Genomic DNA, 20,561 nt, shown 5'->3' on the forward strand with positions numbered 1-20,561 from the left:
CATATAAAATAGGTAAGAAAAATGGCACTAAAAATTCTCTTTTCTCCAAGCGAAAGTAAAATTTCTCTAAATACGAATAATAAATTTAATGGTAAGGATTTGATATTTCCAGAGCTTTTTGACAAAAGAGTTGAAATTTTAAACAGATACGATGAATTTTTAAAAAATGCAAATTTAGACGAGATAAAAAAGCTTTTTGGACTAAAAGAGCTTGAAGAGAGTAAACAGCTGCGAGAAAGCTTATCTCAAAAAGGCAGCATAAAAGCTATTTTAAGGTATGATGGAGTGGCTTATAAACATCTAAACTATCGTGGTTTAGACAATAAGGCACAAAAATATATAGATAATAATGTTTTAATATTTTCAAATTTATTTGGGCCTATCTTAGCAAAAGATGAGATACCAGAATACAAACTAAAGCAAGGTGAAAAGCTGGGTGGCTTTGAAATTTCAAAATTTTATGAAAAAAATTTTAGTAAAGCGGTTGATAATTTTTTGCAAAATGATGAGATCTTAGACCTTAGAGCTAAGTTTTATGAAAAATTTTACACTATAAAAAAAGAATACATAACTTTTTGTTTTGTAAAAAATAAAAAAATAGTGAGTCATCACGCAAAAGCGTATAGAGGCGAAGTCTTGCGCCAGATAGCAAATAAACTTATAAAAAATAAAGATGAACTGATGAGCTTAAATTTTAAAAATTTAAAGCTTATTGATATGAAGAAGATGGGGTTAAAAAATGAAATCACATTTGAAATTTGCGAGTAAATTTTTAAAAAAATAGCATTTTTTGTTAAAAAAACGTAAAAAAGAGCTAAATTTAGGGAAAAAGTATTGTATTTTTTTTTAAAAGAGTGTAATATAGCCACATAACTTCTTAAAAGGATGGTTCATGAAAAAAGCTGAATTTATTCAAGCTGTTGCCGATAAGGCTGGTCTTTCAAAAAAAGATACTCTAAAAGTTGTTGATGCTACTTTGGAGACAATCCAAGCAGTTCTTGAAAAAGGCGATACAATTAGCTTTATAGGCTTTGGTACTTTCGGTACTGCTGACAGAGCTGCAAGAAAAGCTAGAGTTCCTGGAACTAAAAAAGTTATCGACGTTCCTGCTAGCAAAGCAGTTAAATTCAAAGTTGGCAAAAAACTTAAAGAAGCGGTTGCTGCTGGTGCTGCTAAAAAAGGTAAAAAGAAATAATTTCTTTTTAGGGGGGAGAGCAAGTCTCCCTTTTTTTTCTTTCTTCTCACAAATCTAAAATTTCAATCTTAACTTAGCCCGAGTGGTGAAACTGGTAGACGCGCCAGACTCAAAATCTGGTAAGGGCAACCTTGTGTCGGTTCGAGTCCGACCTCGGGCACCATTATAAACCTAAATACTTTCTAAATTTATCCGATATTATCTGCAACATCTTTAAAAAGGATTTTAGATGAATATTGCACCTTTAAAATATAACTTTATAAATTTAAAAGATTTAGAAAATCCTACAGATATGCTCCATGCCTTTAAGGATAAACAAGGTTTAGAGATAAATAACGAACAAATTTCAAGTCTAAAAGAAAGTATAAAAATAGGCAAAGTTATAAATGTCACTGATGCCGAGATCAAAGAGCAAAATAGACATAAAATCCTACAAAAAGTAGAAGAAATTTTAAATAACTACTCAAAAAATCTCATCTACAGCAACAACAAAATCTACTCCGATGAGCTTTCCAAAGGTCATCATTTTAGTGAAAAATCCTACTTTAAAAATATAAAAGCTTCAGATAGTAGCAGCATGCTATCTACACTAAAAAGTGGATACTTAGAAAATACAAAATTTAAAAATTTAAACGATTACGCTTATTCAAACACTCTAAAAACAAAGTATGGAGAAGTAGAAGTATTTTTAGATATTTACGGCGATAACGATAAACTTGGCACTACAAAATTGGAAAATAATAGCTATCTTTTTAGCTTTGATAGCAACAATGACGGCGTGCTAGACCAAAAAGATATACTCTTTGATAAGCTAAAAGTAAGAGGTTATGACAAAGACGGAAATGAAAAAATAGCAAATTTAAGCGATGTAATGCCAAGGGTTGATCTTAGGCAGTTTATCAGCACAAATGTCATAAATCACAACCAAATAGAAAGAGAAGAGTTAAATCGTAAAGCAACGATCACAAATAATCCCGATCTTTACGTAGATACAAAAGATATTGATTATAGACACTCTTACTACGCCTCAGATCCAAATACTTTGTTCGCTGCAGAAAACAGATATGAAAAGATAGAGAAAAATGATATAAATAATTTCTTTAAAAAATATGCCCAAAAAGATGGCTGGGTCGATCTAAGACACAATAATATCTTTGGCAAAGATAGCTCTTTTAAAAATTTTGCCTATCTTAAAGTGGGTTTTGATGATACTGCAAGGCTAAGCGAGTTTAATCCGATCATTGAGCCAAGTAAAGATTACAAAAAAGATGAAAATTTCTCATATACAAAATTTCAAAAAGATAGTTTTATGAAATTTTACAAAGATTATAACGCTGAGTTTGACGCATACAACAAGATGATAGAAAATCTTGGCAATAATTTAAAGAAATTTGAAGAAAATTCGGATGCTTATATATCAAAGCTTGAGAAGACAAAATCAGCCAAAATGATCGCGATGGAAAATGAATTTAAACAAGCAACTGGGCTTGAGTTTAGTATCTCAAATTTAAAAAAAGTAAAAAAGGCTTTTATAACAAATGAAGCCACAGCTGCCGCATCTTTGCAAGATAGCGATAGCGTCATAGCTATGAAGCTAAACAAAGACGGCACCATAAGGCTAAAATTTGATAGTGGTAGAGAGATAGACGTAAAAGAGCTTTATAACGATACTGGCAAGCTAAATACATCAAGTGAGCTAAAAACTAGCATAAATTTAGAGGCAAAAGAGATGAACAATGTGCAGCTAAATAGCTTGGATTTTAAAGATATTGGCTTCATGCAAGGTGATAAAATCGTAAGTCTAAAAGATGCTGGAGCGATCGCTATTGCCAATCTATCTAATAAATTTGAGAGTAAATTTTTAATCAGTCTAAATAATGGCAAAAGCATATCTACAAGAGAAATTTATAATATCAGCTATCTTGAGAATGATTTAAAGAGTAAAGAAAAGATAGATGAGAGAGATAAATTTTATAAAAAGGTTGATATTAAGGCATAAATTTTGAGAGCAAATTTTAAAAAAGGTTTATTGTAATTTAATCTTATGGGTCCTATAATCAATTTTCCGTAAAAATTTAGATTTAAAAGAGAATGCTATGAACTTCACTCCACTTTTTGCAATTTTTTTCATAATCGCAACTGGTTTCTTTGCTAAAAAAGTCGGCATTGTTGAGCAAAAGCACTCGATCCCTTTTGTGGATTTTGTCCTTTGTTTTGCAATGCCTGCGCTAATCTTTGACAAAATTTATCACGTAAACGTCGATGTTTCGCTCATAAATACAATTTTAATTGGCTTTGGCTCAACAGCTATCAGCGCTGTCATGGCATTGGTGCTTGGTAAGATTTTTAAATTTACTAAAGTAACAACTGTTAGTATGGTCATGCTAAGCCTTTTTGGTAATACCCTATTTGTCGGTATGCCTGTCATTCAGGGCTTCTTTGGCGATGCGATGGTAAATGAAGTTATCTTTTACGATCAAATAGCCACTGGTATCCCTCTTTCGATCCTTGGGCCACTCATCCTCTCTTTTGCTGCACCAGAGAAGGTTTCTCTATTTCAAAATACGATGAAAATTTTAAAATTTCCACCATTTATCGCGCTTATTATGGCTCTTATCTTAAAAGAAGTCCCTTTGCCAGAATTTATCTTTGCGCCACTTAGGATGTTTGAAGGCAGCGTCACTCCGGTGGCACTTTTTGCGATTGGTGTTGGTCTTAACTTTAGCAGCATCACAAGCTCCTATAAAGGCGTTAGCGTTGTGCTTTTGTGTAAGATGATCTTGCCAGCTATCGTATTTTTCATCATATTAAAATTTTCAGGTATCCAGATGAGCAAAACTTGGGTCGTTGGTCTCTTTCAATGTGCAATGCCAACATCAGCCCTTGCAAGTGCGATGGTCATAAAAGCTGGCCTTGATAGCTCGCTAGCCATCTCATCAGTGGCCATAGGCGTGCTTTTTTCATTTATCACGCTTCCAGTTATATATTTTGTATTTGCGTAAATTCACACTCACTTAACACTAAAGAGATAGTATTTCATCATATTTCATTTAAAGGAGACGTTATGAAGAAATTACTACTAGTTGCACTTGGTGCTATGTTTATGCTTGGTGGTCTTGCAAATGCTACTGAAATGATGAAAAAAGATGACATGGGCAAAGACGAGATGATGAAGAAAGAGCAGATGATGAAAGATGACATGGGCAAAAAACCCATGATAAAAAAAGATGAAATGAAAAAAGATGACATGGGCATGAAAGACGAAATGAAAAAAGACGACATGGGTATGAAAAAAGACGAAATGAAAAAAGGCATGTAAAGGTGCTTAATGGTTAGAATTTTGCTCGTTGAAGATGATGAAATTTTACTTGATCTCATCAGTGAGTATCTAAGCGAAAATGGCTATGAGGTAACTACTTCAGATAATGCCAAAGAAGCACTTGATCTCGCCTACGAGCAAAATTTCGACCTGCTTATACTTGACGTCAAACTCCCACAAGGAGATGGCTTTTCACTTCTTTCTTCCTTAAGAGAGCTAGGTGTTAGCGCACCTAGCATCTTTACCACCTCGCTAAACACCATAGACGATCTTGAAAAAGGCTACAAAAGTGGCTGCGACGACTATCTAAAAAAGCCATTTGAGCTAAAAGAACTACTCATACGTATACAAGCACTTCTAAAGAGAAATTTCTCACATCACAGTGGAGATGCGATCAAAATTTCAAGCGAATTTAGCTTTCATCCACAGAGCAAAACACTAAGTAAAGATGGTAAAAATGTAAATATCTCTAGTAAAGAGAGCGACCTACTCGCCCTATTTTTGCAAAACAAAGGCAAAATTTTAACCAAAGATGAAATTTTTAATAAAATTTGGAAATTTGACGAGGAGCCAAGCGAGCTTAGCCTCCGTGTCTATATCAAAAATCTACGCCAGATTTTAGGCAAAGATGCCATTTTAAACAGGCGTGGAGATGGTTACATCTATGTCTGAAAAGACGCAAATTTTATTTAAAATTTTATCCCTCTATCTTGTTAGCTCCGTGCTCTTTCTGGGCTATTTTTTCATAAACGACTACAAAAATAAAAAAAATGCGCTCATCTTAAACGAGGTCAAAATGCTAAAAGAGATAAAGATGGGCATTTACATGAAAGCTAGAATGAATGGACTTGACTCAATTTCAAGTCTAACAAAAGAAAAAGGCGTGCATGCTTGCATCGTGCTAAAAAATGGCGAGAAAATTTATAAAGACTTTGACTGTCAAAAGATCGATAAAAGCAAAAATGTAAATTTGATTAGCGGCAAGGTCGCGATATTTGAAAAGATCCAGTACATGGAGGACAACACCACAGACGAGCTCTCGTACGCAGATATTTTTCTAGTTGGCAAAGATATCAAGGCTGAAATTTTATCTTTACAAATTTCAACCATACTAAAGGCACTCTTTTTCTTTTTTGCCCTACTCTTTGTCGCCTTTTACCTCGCAAAACTGAGCCTAAGACCGCTTTATGAAAAGATAGATACGCTAAACCGCTTTATAAAAGACTCAACACACGAGATAAACACGCCTCTAAGCGTCATCTCGATGAGTATAGAAACAGCCGATCTTGACAACCTAAATGAGCGAAATTTAAAGCGTTTTAATAATATCAGCCTTGCCGCAAAGAGCCTAAATAACATTTATGACGCGCTCGTTCATCTAAGCTTTAACCTAGACAAGCCTAGCAAAAAAGAGCTCATAGATCTAAATTTGCTAACCACACAAAGACTGAACTATTTCTCGCCATTTTTTGCCAAACGCGGACTTGAGATAGATACTAGCCTAAAGCCAAGCCTTATAAATGCAGATCTTGGGGATGTGAGCAAAATTTTAGACAACCTTCTTAGCAACGCCTCCAAATATGCAGCGCCAAATTCAAAAGTACGCATCACTTTAGAGCCAAATTTCTTTAGCATAAGTAACACCGGTCGAGGCATCAGCAAAGAGCAGCAACTTCAAATTTTTGATCGTTACACGAGATTTAACGACGATCAAGGCGGCTTTGGCATAGGGCTAAATTTAGTTAAAGAGTGCTGTAAGAAAAATGATATCGTCGTAAAATGCCAAAGCGAACTTGATGGCGAGACTACGTTTTTGCTCTCTTGGCAGAGTTAAATTTTAAAATAATCCTACTTTAAATAATAAAATTTATTAAAAAAGATAATTTATGTCCAAAATTTATTTTTGATAAATTTTATTAATATTATAATCCTTTTACAAAATCTTAATCAAGGAGAAAAGTATGAAACTACTAGAAAAATATGGGCTTTTCATAAATGGTGAGTGGCGCGACGCAAAAGACGGCGCTACACTTGATGCAAAAAATCCAGCAAACGGCGAGCACCTTGCAAAGATCGCTGATGCTACCGAAGAAGATGTAAATGACGCAGTTCGTGCTGCACATGAGGCTTTTAAGAAATTTAAACACACTACAATTAGCGAGCGAGCAAAGCTTTTAAACAAGATCGCTGACATCATCGATGAAAATAAAGAGCACTTGGCAAAAGTTGAGAGCATGGATAATGGCAAGCCGATCCGCGAGACGCTAAATGTCGATATTCCTTTTGCAGCAGAGCATTTTAGATACTTTGCTGGCGTTATCATGGGCGAAGAAGGCAGCGCAAACGTGCTTGACGAGAAGCAACTCTCTATCGTTTTACGCGAGCCAATAGGTGTTGTGGGTCAGATCGTACCTTGGAATTTTCCATTTTTAATGGCAGCTTGGAAGCTAGCTCCAGTGATCGCAGCAGGCGATGCGAGCGTATTTAAGCCTTCAAGCGAGACAAGTCTAAGCGTGCTTGAGCTATTTAGACTGATAGATAAAATTTTGCCAAAAGGTTTAATAAACATCATAACCGGCAAAGGCAGCAAGAGCGGCGAGTGGATCAAAAACCACCCAGGCCTTGACAAGCTAGCATTTACTGGCTCAACCGAGATCGGCCGTGATATCGCCATAGCTGCTGCTCGCCGTATCATCCCAGCCACACTTGAGCTTGGCGGCAAGAGCGCAAATATCTTCTTTAGCGACGCAAATTTAGACAAGGCGCTTGACGGCCTTCAGCTTGGAATTTTGTTTAACCAAGGTCAAGTTTGCTGCGCAGGTTCAAGAATTTTCGTAGAAGAGAGCTTTTATGACAAATTTATAGAGGCTGCGGTGAAGAAATTTAGCACCATAAAAGTTGGCGATCCGCTTGATCCTAGCACTCAAATGGGCTCACAAATCAATAAAAAACAAGCTGAGCAAATTTTAAACTACATCGAGATCGGCAAAAAAGAAGGCGCAAAAGTGGCAGTCGGTGGCAAAGCCTACACTGCAAATGGTTGCGACAAGGGCGCATTTGTCGAGCCAACGTTGCTAGTTGATGTGACAAATGATATGAGAGTGGCGCAAGAAGAAATTTTTGGCCCGGTTGGCGTTGTCATTAAATTTAAAGATGAAGCCGAGCTTATCAAAATGGTAAATGACAGCGAATACGGCCTTGGTGGCGGAATTTTCACGCAAGACATCACAAAAGCACTTCGCGTTGCAAGGTCTATGGAGACTGGCAGAGTCTGGATCAACACCTACAACCAAATCCCAGCAGGCAGCCCATTTGGCGGATACAAAAACTCAGGTATCGGCCGCGAAACTCACAAGATCATCCTTGAGCACTACACTCAAATGAAAAACATCATGATCGACCTAACCGGTAAGGTCAGCGGCTTTTACGCACAATGATTTTAGGGAGCTTAGGCTCCCTTCTACTTTAAATTCCTTAAATTTTAAATATCTTTTACTAGGTTTTAACTTTATATATCGCTAGCATTACGCCAATATAGTACAGCTATACAAAAGTGTTTTCTTAACACTACATTTTTAAGCTTAATAGACTAAAATTTGGCACAAAGGAGAAAAATTGAGCGAGCAAATTTATATCATAGGCGATGTGCACGGCTGTTTTAACACACTTTTAGAGCTTATCAAGCAGTTTCCAGACAAAGAAAAATCACAAATTTGCTTTGTCGGAGATGTGATAGATCGGGGGCTTTTTAGTTGCGATGTAGTCGAGCTTATCATACAAAATAACTATAAAATGGTAATGGGAAACCACGAAAGAAGGTTACTAAGCAATAAATATGAATTTTTAAACAACCAAGCACCATTTGATACGAGTTGGTTTTTCAACAATGGTGGCGTGGCGACATATGGATCATACCTAGCTCAAAGCCTAAATTTTAAACAAAGACACATAGAATTTTTAGAGAGTAGCCCAGTATATTTAGAGTTTAAAAACCACAAAAACCAAAATGGCGAGCATTTGGTCGTTTCGCACTCGGCTGTTGGTAAATTTTGGGGTTTAAGAGATGATGATAGCTCAAGAGATGAATTTAGAAGGCATGTACTATCAGGTAGAGGCGATATGATGCAAGTTGAAGGCATATTTAATGTCTACGGACACACGCCAGTGCGTGAGGCTAAGCTCTATACGAATAGCGCCAATATCGATACAGGATGTGTTTTTAACGAAGAAGGATATGATAAACTAAGTGCCTTAGAATTTCCATCGATGAAAATTTATACGCAAAAAAATGTTGAAAATTTTAATAAACAAGGATAAAAATGTGGTTTTCTAAAAAGAGCTCTAGCTTTGCAAGCAGAGTTGATAAATTTTGGAGCGAGTTTGGCAAAAATTTAGACGCCATCAAACAAAATTTAGAAGATAAAAATTTTGAAGCTGCAAGCAAAATGACCGAAGAAGCGCTAAATTTATGTTTAGTTGATCCAACTTTTATGATAGGCCTTATTGATGGAAAGATCGATCTAGTACTCACTCCAGAAGGACTTAAACATAGGCTTTTGTGGCTTAAATTTATCAAATCGCGTATGCCAAAAGAGTATGAAGCAAAGCTTACTTGCACACTTGGCAAGCCACGTGCACCACGAAACGTCGCTACTATACAGATGTATGGCGTAAGCGTTGATGCAAATGAGGTCATGGTCTATGCAAATTTCAACGACAAAAGCGTAGATATGTGCCTATATAACGAAACTCTAAGCAAGCTTAAAAGCGAAGATGAAAATAAGGCATATACATTATCGCTCATACTTTGTGACAACGTAGTTGGCGAGATGATCATGATAAATATGCTTGGAGAGTTTGAGATAATAGACGAACCAAGAGAAAAAGGCGTGCCACTGATCGACTTTGCCGATCTTATAGATGAGAAATTTGGCAAAGAAGCCTCAAACGAGCCGCTTAAGAATTTTATGGTCTATGAGCTAGAGCCTCGCTCAAATGAACTACGTGACGACGTTTTCACAGGATATACATCTCTTAGCGAGCTACTAAACGAATACTACGACGGCGCAAGCGATACTTATAACGAAGCTTTTGAGCTTGGCATAAATTTTTGCTTTTTAGCCATATCTCACGGTGGCGACATACAGTTTGGCGTTGATAGCAAAAACAAAATTTCAGATGCGCTAAAAGAGAGTGAAATTTGCGAGATCATAGGTGAAGCAAATGGCGAGATACGATCTTACATAGATCTTATCTGTTTTGATAAAGATGAGCTGGCCAAGACTGCTAGCAAATTTAGTAAAGAGCTTGGTATAAAGATAGAAATTTGCGAGTTTAAACGCTGATTTTACATAAGATTTTACATAAAATAATATAAATCACGCTAGCTGGTGTGAACTATTAAATTTATCTTTTAAATTTTGAGCTGTTTGAGAGATAAGCGCAAAGCTTTAGTCCATATAAAAAGATGATCCACGAGATGTAGATCCAGACAAAGAAGAAAAGCACTGCTGAAAACGAGCCATAAACGCTTAGATAGGTTTTATTATAAAGGACATAATAGACAAAGGCCGACTTGCCAATATACCAAACGAGCGAAGCGGCAAATGAGCTAAAAAATGCGCTCTTAAATTTTATCTCGTCATTTACTGAGATGAGATATGTGATGCAAAATATCGCCCAGATGATGAGATATGGGAATATGCTTAAAAAATTTATCGAGTTTGTGATCACGTTTGAGTTTAGCATCTCTTGAATGAGGCTTGAAAGATAAAAACTACCAGCAAGACCAAGTGGCGCGAGCGTGATAAGTGTCCAATACGAGCTAAGTGCTGACCAAAATCCTCTAGCTCTACTTGCACGTGTCACTTTCAAAACTACATATTCATAGTCGCTAAAAAACATGGCTGATGTAAATATCATCGCCACAAAGCCAACTAAGCCTAAATTTCCGCTATTTTGTAAGAAATTTTGCAAATAGTTTGAGATGATCTCTTGATTACTTGGCAAAAGAGCCGAGAAGATAAAGTCTTGAATTTTGGCGTAATAATCCTCAAAACTAGGCAATTTTGTAAAGATAGAAAATGATATAAGAAGTATCGGAATAATCGATAAAATCGTATGAAAACTAAGGCTTGAAGCGTAGTGAAAGAGCTCTTTGTCCTTAAGCGTTGGAAGTAAATTTAAAAGCTCTTTTAATCTTTGCTTACTTAAGGACAAACGGCTCATTTATCAGTTATCTTCTTCGAAAAGTTTTTCGTAGTGAGCGTCGTAGTTGTTGATGTGCTCGCTATTTAGCTTCCAAAACACAGTGTCTATGTCGCTAACTCTTGTATAAAATGGTAGCTGATAGTACTCAACCTCGCCACTTTTAAATTCTTTTAGCACTTTAAAGCTTTGGCAATCAGCAAAAACGCTTCTGCCATCCATCGCTACGAAAATTAGACCAGCTGCACTTTGAGCACACATTTTTCTAAAGTCATCTCTGCTTGGATTTGGCTTGTATTCGTAGCTTAGATATGCTCCTATAATATCTGGGTGGATAAATATCATATTTGGAAACGCAGATGTGATCTCTTCATAAATTTCTTTATTTGGCACGATGATTAATGAGCGGTTATAAAGATAGTTTAGCACGACCATATCGCCATTTGCAGGTGCAATGCCTGGAAGTGGGAGCGCCTTTTGCTCAAGCAGATCAAACACCTCAAATCTAATCTTAGCAAAGCCAGAATTTTTTGAGATAACACTAACTCTTGCGATGATAGAGCTATCAGTATCAAATTTATGAAGTACAACGCCGCTTGAGCCGATTAAAATTTCTGGACTATCAACTATCGTCGCTGTGCCATCACTATCGACACTAATTATAGGAGTTCTATACTCATTTAAAGAAAAATCGGCCCCAAAAGCAAAGCCAAAAACTAGCGATAAAATCACAAATATACGTTTCAAAAATATCTCCTAAGTTTAAATTTTTAGAGCGATTATAGCCTAAAATGCTTTATCTTTTGCAAAATTAAAGCAAGTTTTAGTTAAAATCCCACCAGCTTTTTAAAAGGACATTAATGCCTCGTATTTTTATAATTTTTGCAATATTATCTATAAATTTATACGCTATAAAGCCAAGTGTCGACGAGCTTAGCTGGCCAAATGGAAGTAACTTCTTAAATTTCTTAGAGACAAATAAAATCCCACTTTCACTTTACTATAACTTAGCAACCGAAGATCAAGAACTAACAGAAGAGATCATCGCTGGCACAAAGTATCAAATTTATAAAGACGACAACGGCAATACCAAACAAGTGCTAATCCCTGTTAGTGACGAGCTTCAAATGCATATTTTTAGAGATGATAATGATAAATTTAAGCTCGAATTTCTTCCCATCTCTTATCAAAGCGAAGATAAATTTTTAGCCTTAAAGGTGGACAAATCAGTCTCAGAAGACATTTTTGACTACACTGGCTCTGGCACATTAGCTCTTGGCTTTAAGGAAATTTTTAAAGGAAGTGGCATTGATTTTAAAAAGATAAATAAAGGCGATACGATCGCTATCGTTTATAATCAAAAAATACGCATGGGCCGCTCTTTTGGAACTCCAGAAATTTATGCTGCGATGATAGAAACAAAAAATAAACGATATGTTATGTATAAATTTGAAGATAAATTTTATGATAAAAATGGTAAGAAAAATGATAAATTTTTACTAGTTCGCCCTCTTGCAAACGCTAGAATCACATCAGCTTTTACCCTAAAAAGATGGCACCCTATTTTACAAAGATATAGAGCGCACCTTGGCGTTGACTACGGTGCTCCAAAAGGAACACCAATCAAAGCCGCAGGCGATGGCACGATTAAATTTGTCGGACAAAAAAGTGGATATGGCAGAACCGTCATCATCTCTCACGCTGGTGGCTATGAGACACTTTATGCTCACCTAAATGGCTTTGCTAAAGGCATAAAAGGTGGTTTAAAAGTCAAGCAAGGTACGCTTATAGCTTACGTTGGCACAAGCGGTATGAGCACAGGACCACACCTTCATTTTGGTCTTTATAGAGACAATAAACCTATCAATCCAGAAAGTGCAATAAAGGTTGTTAAAAGCCTAGAAGACAAGAAAGAATCAGCTAAATTTAAAGCAGTTGTTAGTAAAAATGACGAGCTAATAAAAAATGCTTTAAGTAATGAAAAAGAGTATCACAAAGTGGAATTTTTCCCTAACGTAATAGAATTTTAAAGGTAAAACTTGAGCCAAGAACTAGAAGAAGCAAAAGAGCTGATAGACCAGCATTTAGATGAAAATTTAGAAGATAATGAACTCTCACCTTATGAGCTAGCCCAACACCTAAAAACACTTAAAAAGCATGACGAAGAGCTTTTTGCTCAGTATCTTGAGAAGCTAGATCCTGAAATTTTAGGTGATGTTGCTATCGAGCTACCTGATCACATGCTAAAAGACGTGATCGACACACTACCAGCCGAAAAGATAGTAGAGGCGCTTGAAGAGCTAGAGAGTGATGATGCGACTGACTTGCTTCAATATATCGAGGATATTGACGAGGATAAAGCTAGAGAGCTCTTTAATGAGCTTGATAGAGAAAACCAAAATGAAATTTTAAGACTTAGAAGTTACGAAGAAGATAGAGCCGGTGCTCACATGCAAACAGAGCTTTTCTCGGCTCACCTTGAAGAAAAGCTTGGCAGTGCAGTAGCAAGGCTTAGACGAGAAAAGCAAGAAGGCAAGCTAGAAAATATCTCGCAGCTTTTTATTATCGATAAAAATGGCGTTTTACAATACGCTATCCCGCTTGAAGATCTTATACTTTTTGATTTTACAAAGACGCTAAAGCAAAATATCGAGTCAGCACAGATCGATCATTACAAGCCACATGTTGCAAATGATATGGACCTTATGCAAAATGTCGCTGATATGTTTCAAGAGTACGATCTAAACGTTATTGCAGTTACTAGTAGTACTGGGATTTTACTTGGTCGTATCACATCTGATGACATCCACGACTACATTCAAGAGAGTGCAACTGAGCAAATTTATAACCTAGCCGGCGTTGATGACGAGTCAGAAGAGGATGATACGCTATTTAAAGCGGGTCGTGGTCGTGCGGTTTGGCTTGGTGTAAATTTGCTAACAGCTCTTTTTAGCTCGTCTATAATCGGACTTTTTGACGAGACAATCGCAGCCTACGTCGCTCTTGCTGTTTTAATGCCAATAGTTGCGTCAATGGGTGGGAATACCGGCACGCAAGCGCTTGCCGTTACGGTTCGCCGTCTGGCACTTGGTGAGATCGAGTTTAAAGATGCCAAAAATGTCCTAAAACGTGAGGTTAGTATTTCACTCATAAATGGACTAATCTTTGGTGTGGTAATGGGCATAATCGCCTCTGTTTGGTTTGACAAAGGTATGCTTGGCGTTGTTATCGGGCTTAGCATGGTTACGAATTTATTTTTTGCTGGCTTTTTTGGCACGATCATACCTTTGACGCTAAGGCGCTTCAACATAGATCCTGCAGTCGGCTCAGCCGTCATTCTTACTACTTTTACTGATGCGATAGGATTTTTTAGCTTTTTAGGACTTGCAAAATGGATACTACTATAACTAATTTAGAAATTCTGCCTCTTGGTGAGTCAAAATATCTAAAGCCATTTAAGATGAAATTTATGCAAAATGGTGTCCAAAGAGATTGGGACTGCGTAAAAGTGATGAATAGCGTTAGTATTTTTTTATATCACGAGCAAAAAGATGCCTTTTTGTTCGTAAAGCAGTTTCGCCCGGCTGTTTGGTACTCACAAGAAAAAGAAGGCATCAAAACAAATGAGCAAGGCTTTACTTACGAGCTTTGCGCAGGACTTATGGATAAAGGACTAAGCGAAGAGCAAACAGCTAGAGAAGAAGCGATCGAAGAAGTGGGCTATGAGCTAAAAGAGATAGAGCGTATCACGATGACATACGGTGCTTTTGGCTTTGGAGGCAACATGCAAACTATGTTTTACGCAAAGATCGATGAGAGCATGAAGGTAAATTCTGGCGGTGGCGTCGATGGCGAAGATATCGAGCTTGTTTTCATAAAACGAGAAGATATGATGAAATTTGCCTTCGACGAGAGCAAAGTCAAGGGTTTTGGGCTCATCTTTGCTTATTTGTGGTGGGAGAAATTTAAAAGCTAAAACGATATCTTTTTAATAAGCGCAAAAACAACGACTGCCACTAAAAAGATACCAACTAATATCACATAATCAGACATAACAAGCCTTTAAATTTAAGTTTTGGCTTATTGTAACCAAAATTTTAAATAAAGTAAGAACTTTATAACCGCACATATCGTAAAATAACTCAAAAACGCACAAGGAGAAGATGATGAGCGAAAATGAAACTCTTTTTATAAACCGAGAATTAAGCTGGCTACGCTTTAATTCAAGGGTGCTCGCTCAGTGTGAAAAGGAAATTCCTTTACTTGAAAAGCTAAAATTTATAGCCATTTATATGACAAATCTAGACGAGTTTTATATGATCAGAGTCGCTGGCTTAAAGCAGCTTTTTGCAGCTGGAGCTACTACAAGCAGTGGCGATGGTATGAGCCCACTTGATCAGCTAAGAGAGATTAGAAAATATTTACAAAATGAGCAAAATTTAGTAGAAGATCACTATAAAAAAACAGTAAATACTCTTAGTAAAGAGGGACTTTTTATAAAAAATTATGACGAGCTTGATGATAGCTTGAAGCAAAAGTGCGACGAATACTTTTTCTCAAATATCTTGCCAGTCATCGTGCCTATCGCTGTCGATGCGACTCACCCGTTTCCGCACTTAAACAACCTTAGCTTCTCGCTTGCAGTTAAGCTTGCTGACATTGAGCATCCTGAAATTTTAAAATACGGCATGATAAGAATTTCAAGAGTCTTGCCACGTTTTACACAGCCAAGCAGCAATGTTTTTGTACCGATTGAAACGATCGTACATCGCCACGCAGAAGAAATTTTTCCAGGGTATAAGCTACTTAGCTCGGCTGCTTTTAGAGTGACAAGAAACGCTGATATCGTCATCGAAGAAGAAGAAGCGGATGATTTTATGATGATACTTGAGCAAGGGCTAAAGCTTCGCAGAAAAGGGGCTTTTGTTCGTATGCAAATCGATAAAAACGTAGATACTGACATCTTGGACTTCTTAAATTTTCATATGAAAATTTTTCATAAAGATGTCTATTTTTCAAGCATTCCGCTCACTCTTAGCTCACTTTGGGAGATAGCTGGAAGCAAAAATTTTACCCACCTGGCAAATGCACCTTATGTTCCAAAAACGCTACCACCATTTGGCAATGGCATATCTGTATTTGACGCCATAGATAAAGAAGATGTGCTCTTAGTGCATCCATTTGAGAGTTTTGATCCAGTTGTAAGCTTTATAAAAGAAGCTAGTAAAGATCCAAAAGTCATATCTATTCGAATGACACTTTATAGAGTCGATAAAAGCTCACCAATAATTCAAAGTCTAATAGACGCCGCAAGTGACGGCAAGCAAGTAACCGTGATGGTTGAGCTAAAGGCAAGGTTTGATGAGGAAAACAACCTGCACTGGGCAAAGGCGCTTGAAGACGCAGGCGCGCACGTGATATATGGCATCACAGGCTTTAAGGTGCATGCAAAAGTTAGCCAGGTCATCCGCCAAATCGGCGATAAGCTTAAATTTTATATGCACTTTGGTACAGGCAACTATAACGGCAGTTCAGCTAAAATTTACACCGATGTGAGCCTATTTACAAGTAAAGAAGAATTTAGCCAAGATACGACTTCGTTTTTTCACATCCTCTCAGGATATAATAAAAATCGCCGTCTAAACGCTCTTAGCATGTCGCCTTTTCAGATAAAAGAGCGCATCATCGAAAAGATAAGAGTAGAAGCAAGCAAAGGCAGCGAGGGTAGGATCATTGCCAAAATGAATGCGCTAATCGACGAAGATGTGATAAATGAGCTTAGCCGCGCATCAACCGCAGGTGTGAAGATCGATCTCATAGTTCGTGGTGTGTGCGGACTCAGGCCTGGCATAAAAGGCAAAAGCGAAAATATAAAAGTTCGCTCAATAATTGGCAAATACTTAGAGCACGCTAGAATTTTATATTTTAAACATGCTCAGCCAAAAATTTATATCTCAAGTGCTGACTGGATGCCAAGAAATCTAGAGCGTCGCTTGGAGCTTATGACGCCTATTTTTGAGCCAAGGCTTCAAGAGAGGTTGCTTGAAATTTTAGAGCTTCAGCTAAGCGATAATGACCTAGCTTTTGAGCTACAAAATAGCGGTGAATACGTAAAAGTAGCAAGAAGTGAAAATGAAAAAGTAATATCTTGCCACGAAGTTTTGGAAAATTATATATCTAAAATTTATAAATCCGTAAAAAAAGATACAGATAAAGCAAAAGCCGATATGCTCGCAAGCAAGCTCTTAAAAGAGAGTTAAAAATAAATTAAGCTTTTAGACCTAGTCTAAAAGCTATTTTTAAATTAGCAAACAAACACTAGCATTTGATTAAGTAAGTCTTATTAAAAATTTCAAATCCGCAGCAAAAAGCAAAATTTATAAATTTACTTGAGCCCCTCAAAGCTAACCAAATATTTCAAATTTTTTAAATAGCTCTGGCTCATCTTTTACTATGCCGTGCTTAACTAGATCAGCAACTACTTCGCGGTCACAATCCGTTTGTAACGGCCAGCCTCTAGTATATCCCTCACGCTCATCTTTACTAGTGGCATCTATGCAGAAATTTTCACCATCTATGAAAATATCACGCAACGCATCGATATTGTTTGTCACACGCCAAAGTAGCATATATGGGTTTTCAAGGTGATTTTGCATATCTACAACGATGAGGAGTTTGAAAAATTCTCTAAATGTCAAAAGTTTATCAAAAAGCTCTTTTACCACACAATCTTTTTCAAATTTCACCACACAAATAGGCGTTTTGGCATCCGTTTTAAACTGCTTAAGCTCTTTTACATTTGGCGCTACACTTTGAAACTTAGCCAAAAGTTCATCATCGTTTAATACCGCAGGACTAAATTTACAAAAGTCCTGCGTCGCGTCGATGCCAAGCTTGCCGCCAAAGCACGAGTTTGGGCTGGCGTGATCAAGCTGATCACACACTCCTTGGCTTATTAGCACACTCTGGCTACCAAAACGGTTTAGAACAAAGCTAGTAAATTCATCATAATCTTTGAGCTCAGGCGCATCGGCTCCAACAAAAATGGCATGTTTTACAAAACTCATCTGCCCAACGCCCCAAAATGCGTGCATGGCCTGCTTTGCATGAGCTGGATAGAGCGTATTTATCTTGGCTAAGATTAGGTTGTGAAAAACGCCATTTTCAGGCATATTGTAGTCCAGTAGTTCGGGCACGGTCGTTCGCAAAAGTGGCAAAAAAACCCGCTCAGTCGCCCAGCCCATATATTTATCCTCAAGTGGTGGCTTTCCAACCACAGTCGCATGAAATACCGGCTCACGCTTGCTAGTTATCGCCGTTACATCCATCACTGGAAAAGGCTCGATAGGCGTATAAAAGCCAGTATGATCGCCAAATGGGCCTTCAAGCTCACACTTAGCCGTATCCACAAAGCCCTCTATCACGTAGTCCGCATCGTGCGGGATGTAAATTTCATTTGTTAAGGATTTTACAAGTTTGGCTGGCTCTTTACGGATAAAACCATAAAGCAAAAGTTCAAAAATTCCCTTTGGAAGCGGTGCTTGACCACACCAGATGTAGAGTGGATCGCCGCCAATGGCTACAGAGACTGGCATTTTTTTGCCTGCACGCTTGTACTCGTGAAAGAAATTTGCGCCGTCTTTGTGGATCTGCCAGTGCATGCCAAGGCGGTTTTTGTCATAAATTTGTAGGCGGTACATACCTAAATTTTGCAAAGCGCCGTCCAAGCTTTGCGTATAAACCTGCCCCATCGTAATAAAAGCGCCACCATCATATGGCCATGTCTTTAGTGCTGGAAGCGATAGCAAATTAGCATCTTCACCTATAAATTTCACCTGCTGGCACTCACCCTCGCCTTTTAGCCTTTTAGTAAAAATTTTTCTCATGCTAAAAAGATAGGCTAAAAAATCAAGCTTTTCTTTAAATTTTTCAGGTTTTTTGGGCTTTAAAAGCTTTTCTATCTCGGCTGCGATCTCATCAGGATTTAGCCCAAAGATAAGCTCAAGCGCGCGTTTTGAGCCATAGATATTTGTAAGCACTGGGGCAAATTTACACCCAGTTTTTTTGCAGACTGGGTTTTTAAAAAGTAGCGCTTGCGAGCTCTCACGCTTGACCTCGATATAGCTTGCGTGCGCGATCTCAAGATCAATATCTACTGGCTCGTCGATGACGCGCAGTAGATTATTTTCTCTTAAAAGCTTGATGTAGTCCATATTTCGCCTTTTTTGATTTTTGGGCGATTTTAGCCAAAAATAACTGAAAAAGGCGAAGCAAAGCGGGTATTTATTATTTGCCGCACGTACCGATAGCTATCAGAGTATCGATCGCTATTTCGGACGCATTCTTTGCGATATTGCCTCGCCGTTTAAATAGACGCAAGTACTAAATTTATACTCCATTGTTATAACGTCCGCAAACTAGCGCTCAACGCACAGCCACACATGGCCGGCATACTTACGTCTTTTCCAAAGTGATTCATTACAATTTTTTTTAAACGTTAGATAGCATCATGGTTTTGAAAACGGCAGTAAATTTTATTAATTACTCCGACATATTACATTTTAGTAGCTCGCCAAATATCTCTTTGCTATATTTCATAAAGCGATCACTAAGCTTAACACCCTCTATATCAACGCTAATAATGCTATCTTGCACCTCAAAAATGATAGTTTTATCAGTGATAGTTACGCATTTGCAAGCGTTGTAGCAAACGTCGCCATCACACTCTGCGTATATGCCGTTTATGTCAGAGTTTTCGTCGTCACCCTTTTTTAGTTTGATCGGTCTTTGAAAGATTATGTAGTTTTTGTAGTCGTATTTGTCATCTGCAAGACCGATCATATAGTAGTTGTCTTTGCTATTTTTTGTAGCGCTTAGGGCTTTTGCTTTAAAATTTAGCAAAAACACACTCTAAGCCATCTCTTCAGCGCGTTTTAGAAGCTCTTTTGCCCCTTTTTCTATAAATTTATGAGCCAACTCCTTACCAACGCTTTGAAATTTATCTTTACTGACCTTTAAGCTATCTTTTATAAACTCGCTTCCATCAGGCAGACCAACGATCGCATCAATAGAAATTTCATCACCTTTTAGCCTTGCGCTTATGCCTATTGGTACCTGGCAGCCGCCTTCCAAAACGCTTACAAAATCACGCTCTATAGTCGTTTCTATAACCGCATTTTCATCGTTTAAAAAGGAGATTTCATCTAAAATTTGCTTCTCATCTCTAGCCTCTACCCCAAGAGCACCCTGCCCCATTGCAGGTATCATCTCGTCAAAGCCAAATGTGTAGATGTGCGCCACTTCAGCCTTTAAATTTAGGCGGTTTATGCCAGCCATTGCCAAAATGATCGCGTCAAATTCGCCCTCTTTTAGCTTTCTAAGTCTAGTTTGCACATTTCCACGAAGCGAGATAATTTCAAGATCGGGCCTCATGATAAGTAGCTGCATCTTGCGGCGTAGGCTCGTTGTACCAACCTTTGCGCCGTGCGGTAGGTTGCTAAATTTAGCAAATTTCTCACTTATCATCGCATCTCTTGTGTCCTCGCGTGAGCAAATGGCAGCTAGTCTAAGCCCTTCTGGAAAGACTACTGGCACGTCTTTTAGGCTATGCACGGCGATGTCAGTCTCGCCTTTTAGCATGCTATCTTCAAGCTCTTTTGTAAAAAGCCCTTTGCCACCGATCTTCGCAAGTGGCGTATCAAGGATCACATCGCCCTTTGTCTTCATGCCAACAAGCTCAACTTTTATATCATTATGTTTTGATTCTATTCTAGCTTTGATATGCTCGCTTTGCCAAAGCGCTAAGATACTCTTTCTAGTTGCTATTTTTATCTCTTTCAT

The 20,561-nt window shown here is 37.7% G+C and carries 18 protein-coding genes, 1 tRNA gene and 1 pseudogene; 15 read left to right on the forward strand and 5 right to left on the reverse strand.

Going from position 1 to position 20,561, the window contains the following annotated elements; genetic code table 11:
• Positions 1 to 21 precede the first annotated feature (21 nt).
• The 11 genes from CVS92_RS00335 to CVS92_RS00385 all read left to right on the forward strand — a co-directional run bounded on the left by CVS92_RS00335 (position 22) and on the right by CVS92_RS00385 (position 9,859).
• The gene (locus CVS92_RS00335; protein ID WP_084108122.1) at positions 22 to 768 is read left to right on the forward strand and encodes a YaaA family protein; all 747 of its coding nucleotides are present in this window, start codon (positions 22 to 24) and stop codon (positions 766 to 768) included.
• A gap of 124 nt (positions 769 to 892) precedes the next feature.
• Positions 893 to 1,195 carry an HU family DNA-binding protein gene (locus tag CVS92_RS00340; protein ID WP_012001719.1) on the forward strand — a complete coding sequence of 101 codons (303 nt, stop codon included), beginning with the start codon at positions 893 to 895 and terminating at the stop codon, positions 1,193 to 1,195.
• Positions 1,196 to 1,271: 76 nt separating this feature from the next.
• Positions 1,272 to 1,358, forward strand: a tRNA-Leu gene (locus CVS92_RS00345).
• A 66-nt stretch (positions 1,359 to 1,424) separates the two neighbouring features.
• On the forward strand, positions 1,425 to 3,194 hold the full coding sequence (locus CVS92_RS00350; protein WP_107788114.1) for a response regulator: 1,770 nt from the start codon (positions 1,425 to 1,427) through the stop codon (positions 3,192 to 3,194).
• 97 nt (positions 3,195 to 3,291) lie between these two features.
• The gene (locus tag CVS92_RS00355; protein WP_087579976.1) at positions 3,292 to 4,197 is read left to right on the forward strand and encodes an AEC family transporter; all 906 of its coding nucleotides are present in this window, start codon (positions 3,292 to 3,294) and stop codon (positions 4,195 to 4,197) included.
• 62 nt (positions 4,198 to 4,259) lie between these two features.
• Complete coding sequence (locus tag CVS92_RS00360; protein WP_054196512.1) at positions 4,260 to 4,514, forward strand: pyruvate kinase; 255 nt, start codon at positions 4,260 to 4,262, stop codon at positions 4,512 to 4,514.
• 9 nt (positions 4,515 to 4,523) lie between these two features.
• Positions 4,524 to 5,186 (forward strand): response regulator transcription factor, encoded by a 663-nt coding sequence (locus CVS92_RS00365; protein ID WP_084041439.1) that lies wholly within the window; start codon positions 4,524 to 4,526, stop codon positions 5,184 to 5,186.
• On the forward strand, positions 5,179 to 6,348 hold the full coding sequence (locus CVS92_RS00370) for a sensor histidine kinase (protein ID WP_107788115.1): 1,170 nt from the start codon (positions 5,179 to 5,181) through the stop codon (positions 6,346 to 6,348). The genes CVS92_RS00365 and CVS92_RS00370 overlap by 8 nt, the downstream gene beginning before the upstream one ends.
• Positions 6,349 to 6,475: 127 nt before the next feature.
• Positions 6,476 to 7,951, forward strand: coding sequence for an aldehyde dehydrogenase family protein (locus CVS92_RS00375; protein WP_107788116.1), 1,476 nt, complete (start codon positions 6,476 to 6,478; stop codon positions 7,949 to 7,951).
• A 178-nt stretch (positions 7,952 to 8,129) separates the two neighbouring features.
• Complete coding sequence (locus CVS92_RS00380; RefSeq protein WP_103618615.1) at positions 8,130 to 8,831, forward strand: metallophosphoesterase; 702 nt, start codon at positions 8,130 to 8,132, stop codon at positions 8,829 to 8,831.
• 2 nt (positions 8,832 to 8,833) lie between these two features.
• Positions 8,834 to 9,859, forward strand: coding sequence for a hypothetical protein (locus CVS92_RS00385; protein WP_103644440.1), 1,026 nt, complete (start codon positions 8,834 to 8,836; stop codon positions 9,857 to 9,859).
• 61 nt (positions 9,860 to 9,920) lie between these two features.
• Here the strand turns inward: CVS92_RS00385 and CVS92_RS00390 are convergent, their stop codons facing one another.
• A complete protein-coding gene (locus tag CVS92_RS00390; RefSeq protein ID WP_103644441.1) occupies positions 9,921 to 10,742 on the reverse strand; it encodes a YihY family inner membrane protein in 822 nt (273 codons plus the stop codon).
• Positions 10,743 to 10,745: 3 nt separating this feature from the next.
• Positions 10,746 to 11,468 carry a plasminogen-binding N-terminal domain-containing protein gene (locus tag CVS92_RS00395; RefSeq protein ID WP_021090557.1) on the reverse strand — a complete coding sequence of 241 codons (723 nt, stop codon included), beginning with the start codon at positions 11,466 to 11,468 and terminating at the stop codon, positions 10,746 to 10,748.
• A 113-nt stretch (positions 11,469 to 11,581) separates the two neighbouring features.
• Between CVS92_RS00395 and CVS92_RS00400 the strand changes: the two genes are divergently transcribed.
• From CVS92_RS00400 to CVS92_RS00415, 4 genes and pseudogenes are all read left to right on the forward strand, one after another.
• The gene (locus CVS92_RS00400; RefSeq protein ID WP_084108141.1) at positions 11,582 to 12,751 is read left to right on the forward strand and encodes a peptidoglycan DD-metalloendopeptidase family protein; all 1,170 of its coding nucleotides are present in this window, start codon (positions 11,582 to 11,584) and stop codon (positions 12,749 to 12,751) included.
• 9 nt (positions 12,752 to 12,760) lie between these two features.
• The gene (mgtE, locus tag CVS92_RS00405) at positions 12,761 to 14,128 is read left to right on the forward strand and encodes a magnesium transporter (protein ID WP_084108144.1); all 1,368 of its coding nucleotides are present in this window, start codon (positions 12,761 to 12,763) and stop codon (positions 14,126 to 14,128) included.
• Positions 14,113 to 14,697, forward strand: coding sequence for an NUDIX domain-containing protein (locus CVS92_RS00410; RefSeq protein WP_021090636.1), 585 nt, complete (start codon positions 14,113 to 14,115; stop codon positions 14,695 to 14,697). Before mgtE ends, CVS92_RS00410 begins: the two co-directional genes overlap by 16 nt.
• Positions 14,698 to 14,875: 178 nt before the next feature.
• Positions 14,876 to 16,981, forward strand: a pseudogene (locus CVS92_RS00415) (RNA degradosome polyphosphate kinase); the annotation flags it as partial.
• A gap of 144 nt (positions 16,982 to 17,125) precedes the next feature.
• Here CVS92_RS00415 and CVS92_RS00420 read toward each other — a convergent pair.
• The 3 genes from CVS92_RS00420 to hemC all read right to left on the reverse strand — a co-directional run bounded on the left by CVS92_RS00420 (position 17,126) and on the right by hemC (position 20,561).
• Positions 17,126 to 18,934: a menaquinone biosynthesis decarboxylase gene (locus tag CVS92_RS00420; RefSeq protein ID WP_107788117.1), complete on the reverse strand. Its 1,809-nt coding sequence runs from the start codon at positions 18,932 to 18,934 to the stop codon at positions 17,126 to 17,128.
• A gap of 328 nt (positions 18,935 to 19,262) precedes the next feature.
• Complete coding sequence (locus tag CVS92_RS00425; RefSeq protein ID WP_107788118.1) at positions 19,263 to 19,628, reverse strand: Imm10 family immunity protein; 366 nt, start codon at positions 19,626 to 19,628, stop codon at positions 19,263 to 19,265.
• A 3-nt stretch (positions 19,629 to 19,631) separates the two neighbouring features.
• Positions 19,632 to 20,561 carry a hydroxymethylbilane synthase gene (gene hemC / locus CVS92_RS00430; RefSeq protein ID WP_107788119.1) on the reverse strand — a complete coding sequence of 310 codons (930 nt, stop codon included), beginning with the start codon at positions 20,559 to 20,561 and terminating at the stop codon, positions 19,632 to 19,634.

Source organism: Campylobacter concisus (assembly GCF_003048555.1).
GTDB lineage: Bacteria > Campylobacterota > Campylobacteria > Campylobacterales > Campylobacteraceae > Campylobacter_A > Campylobacter_A concisus_AO.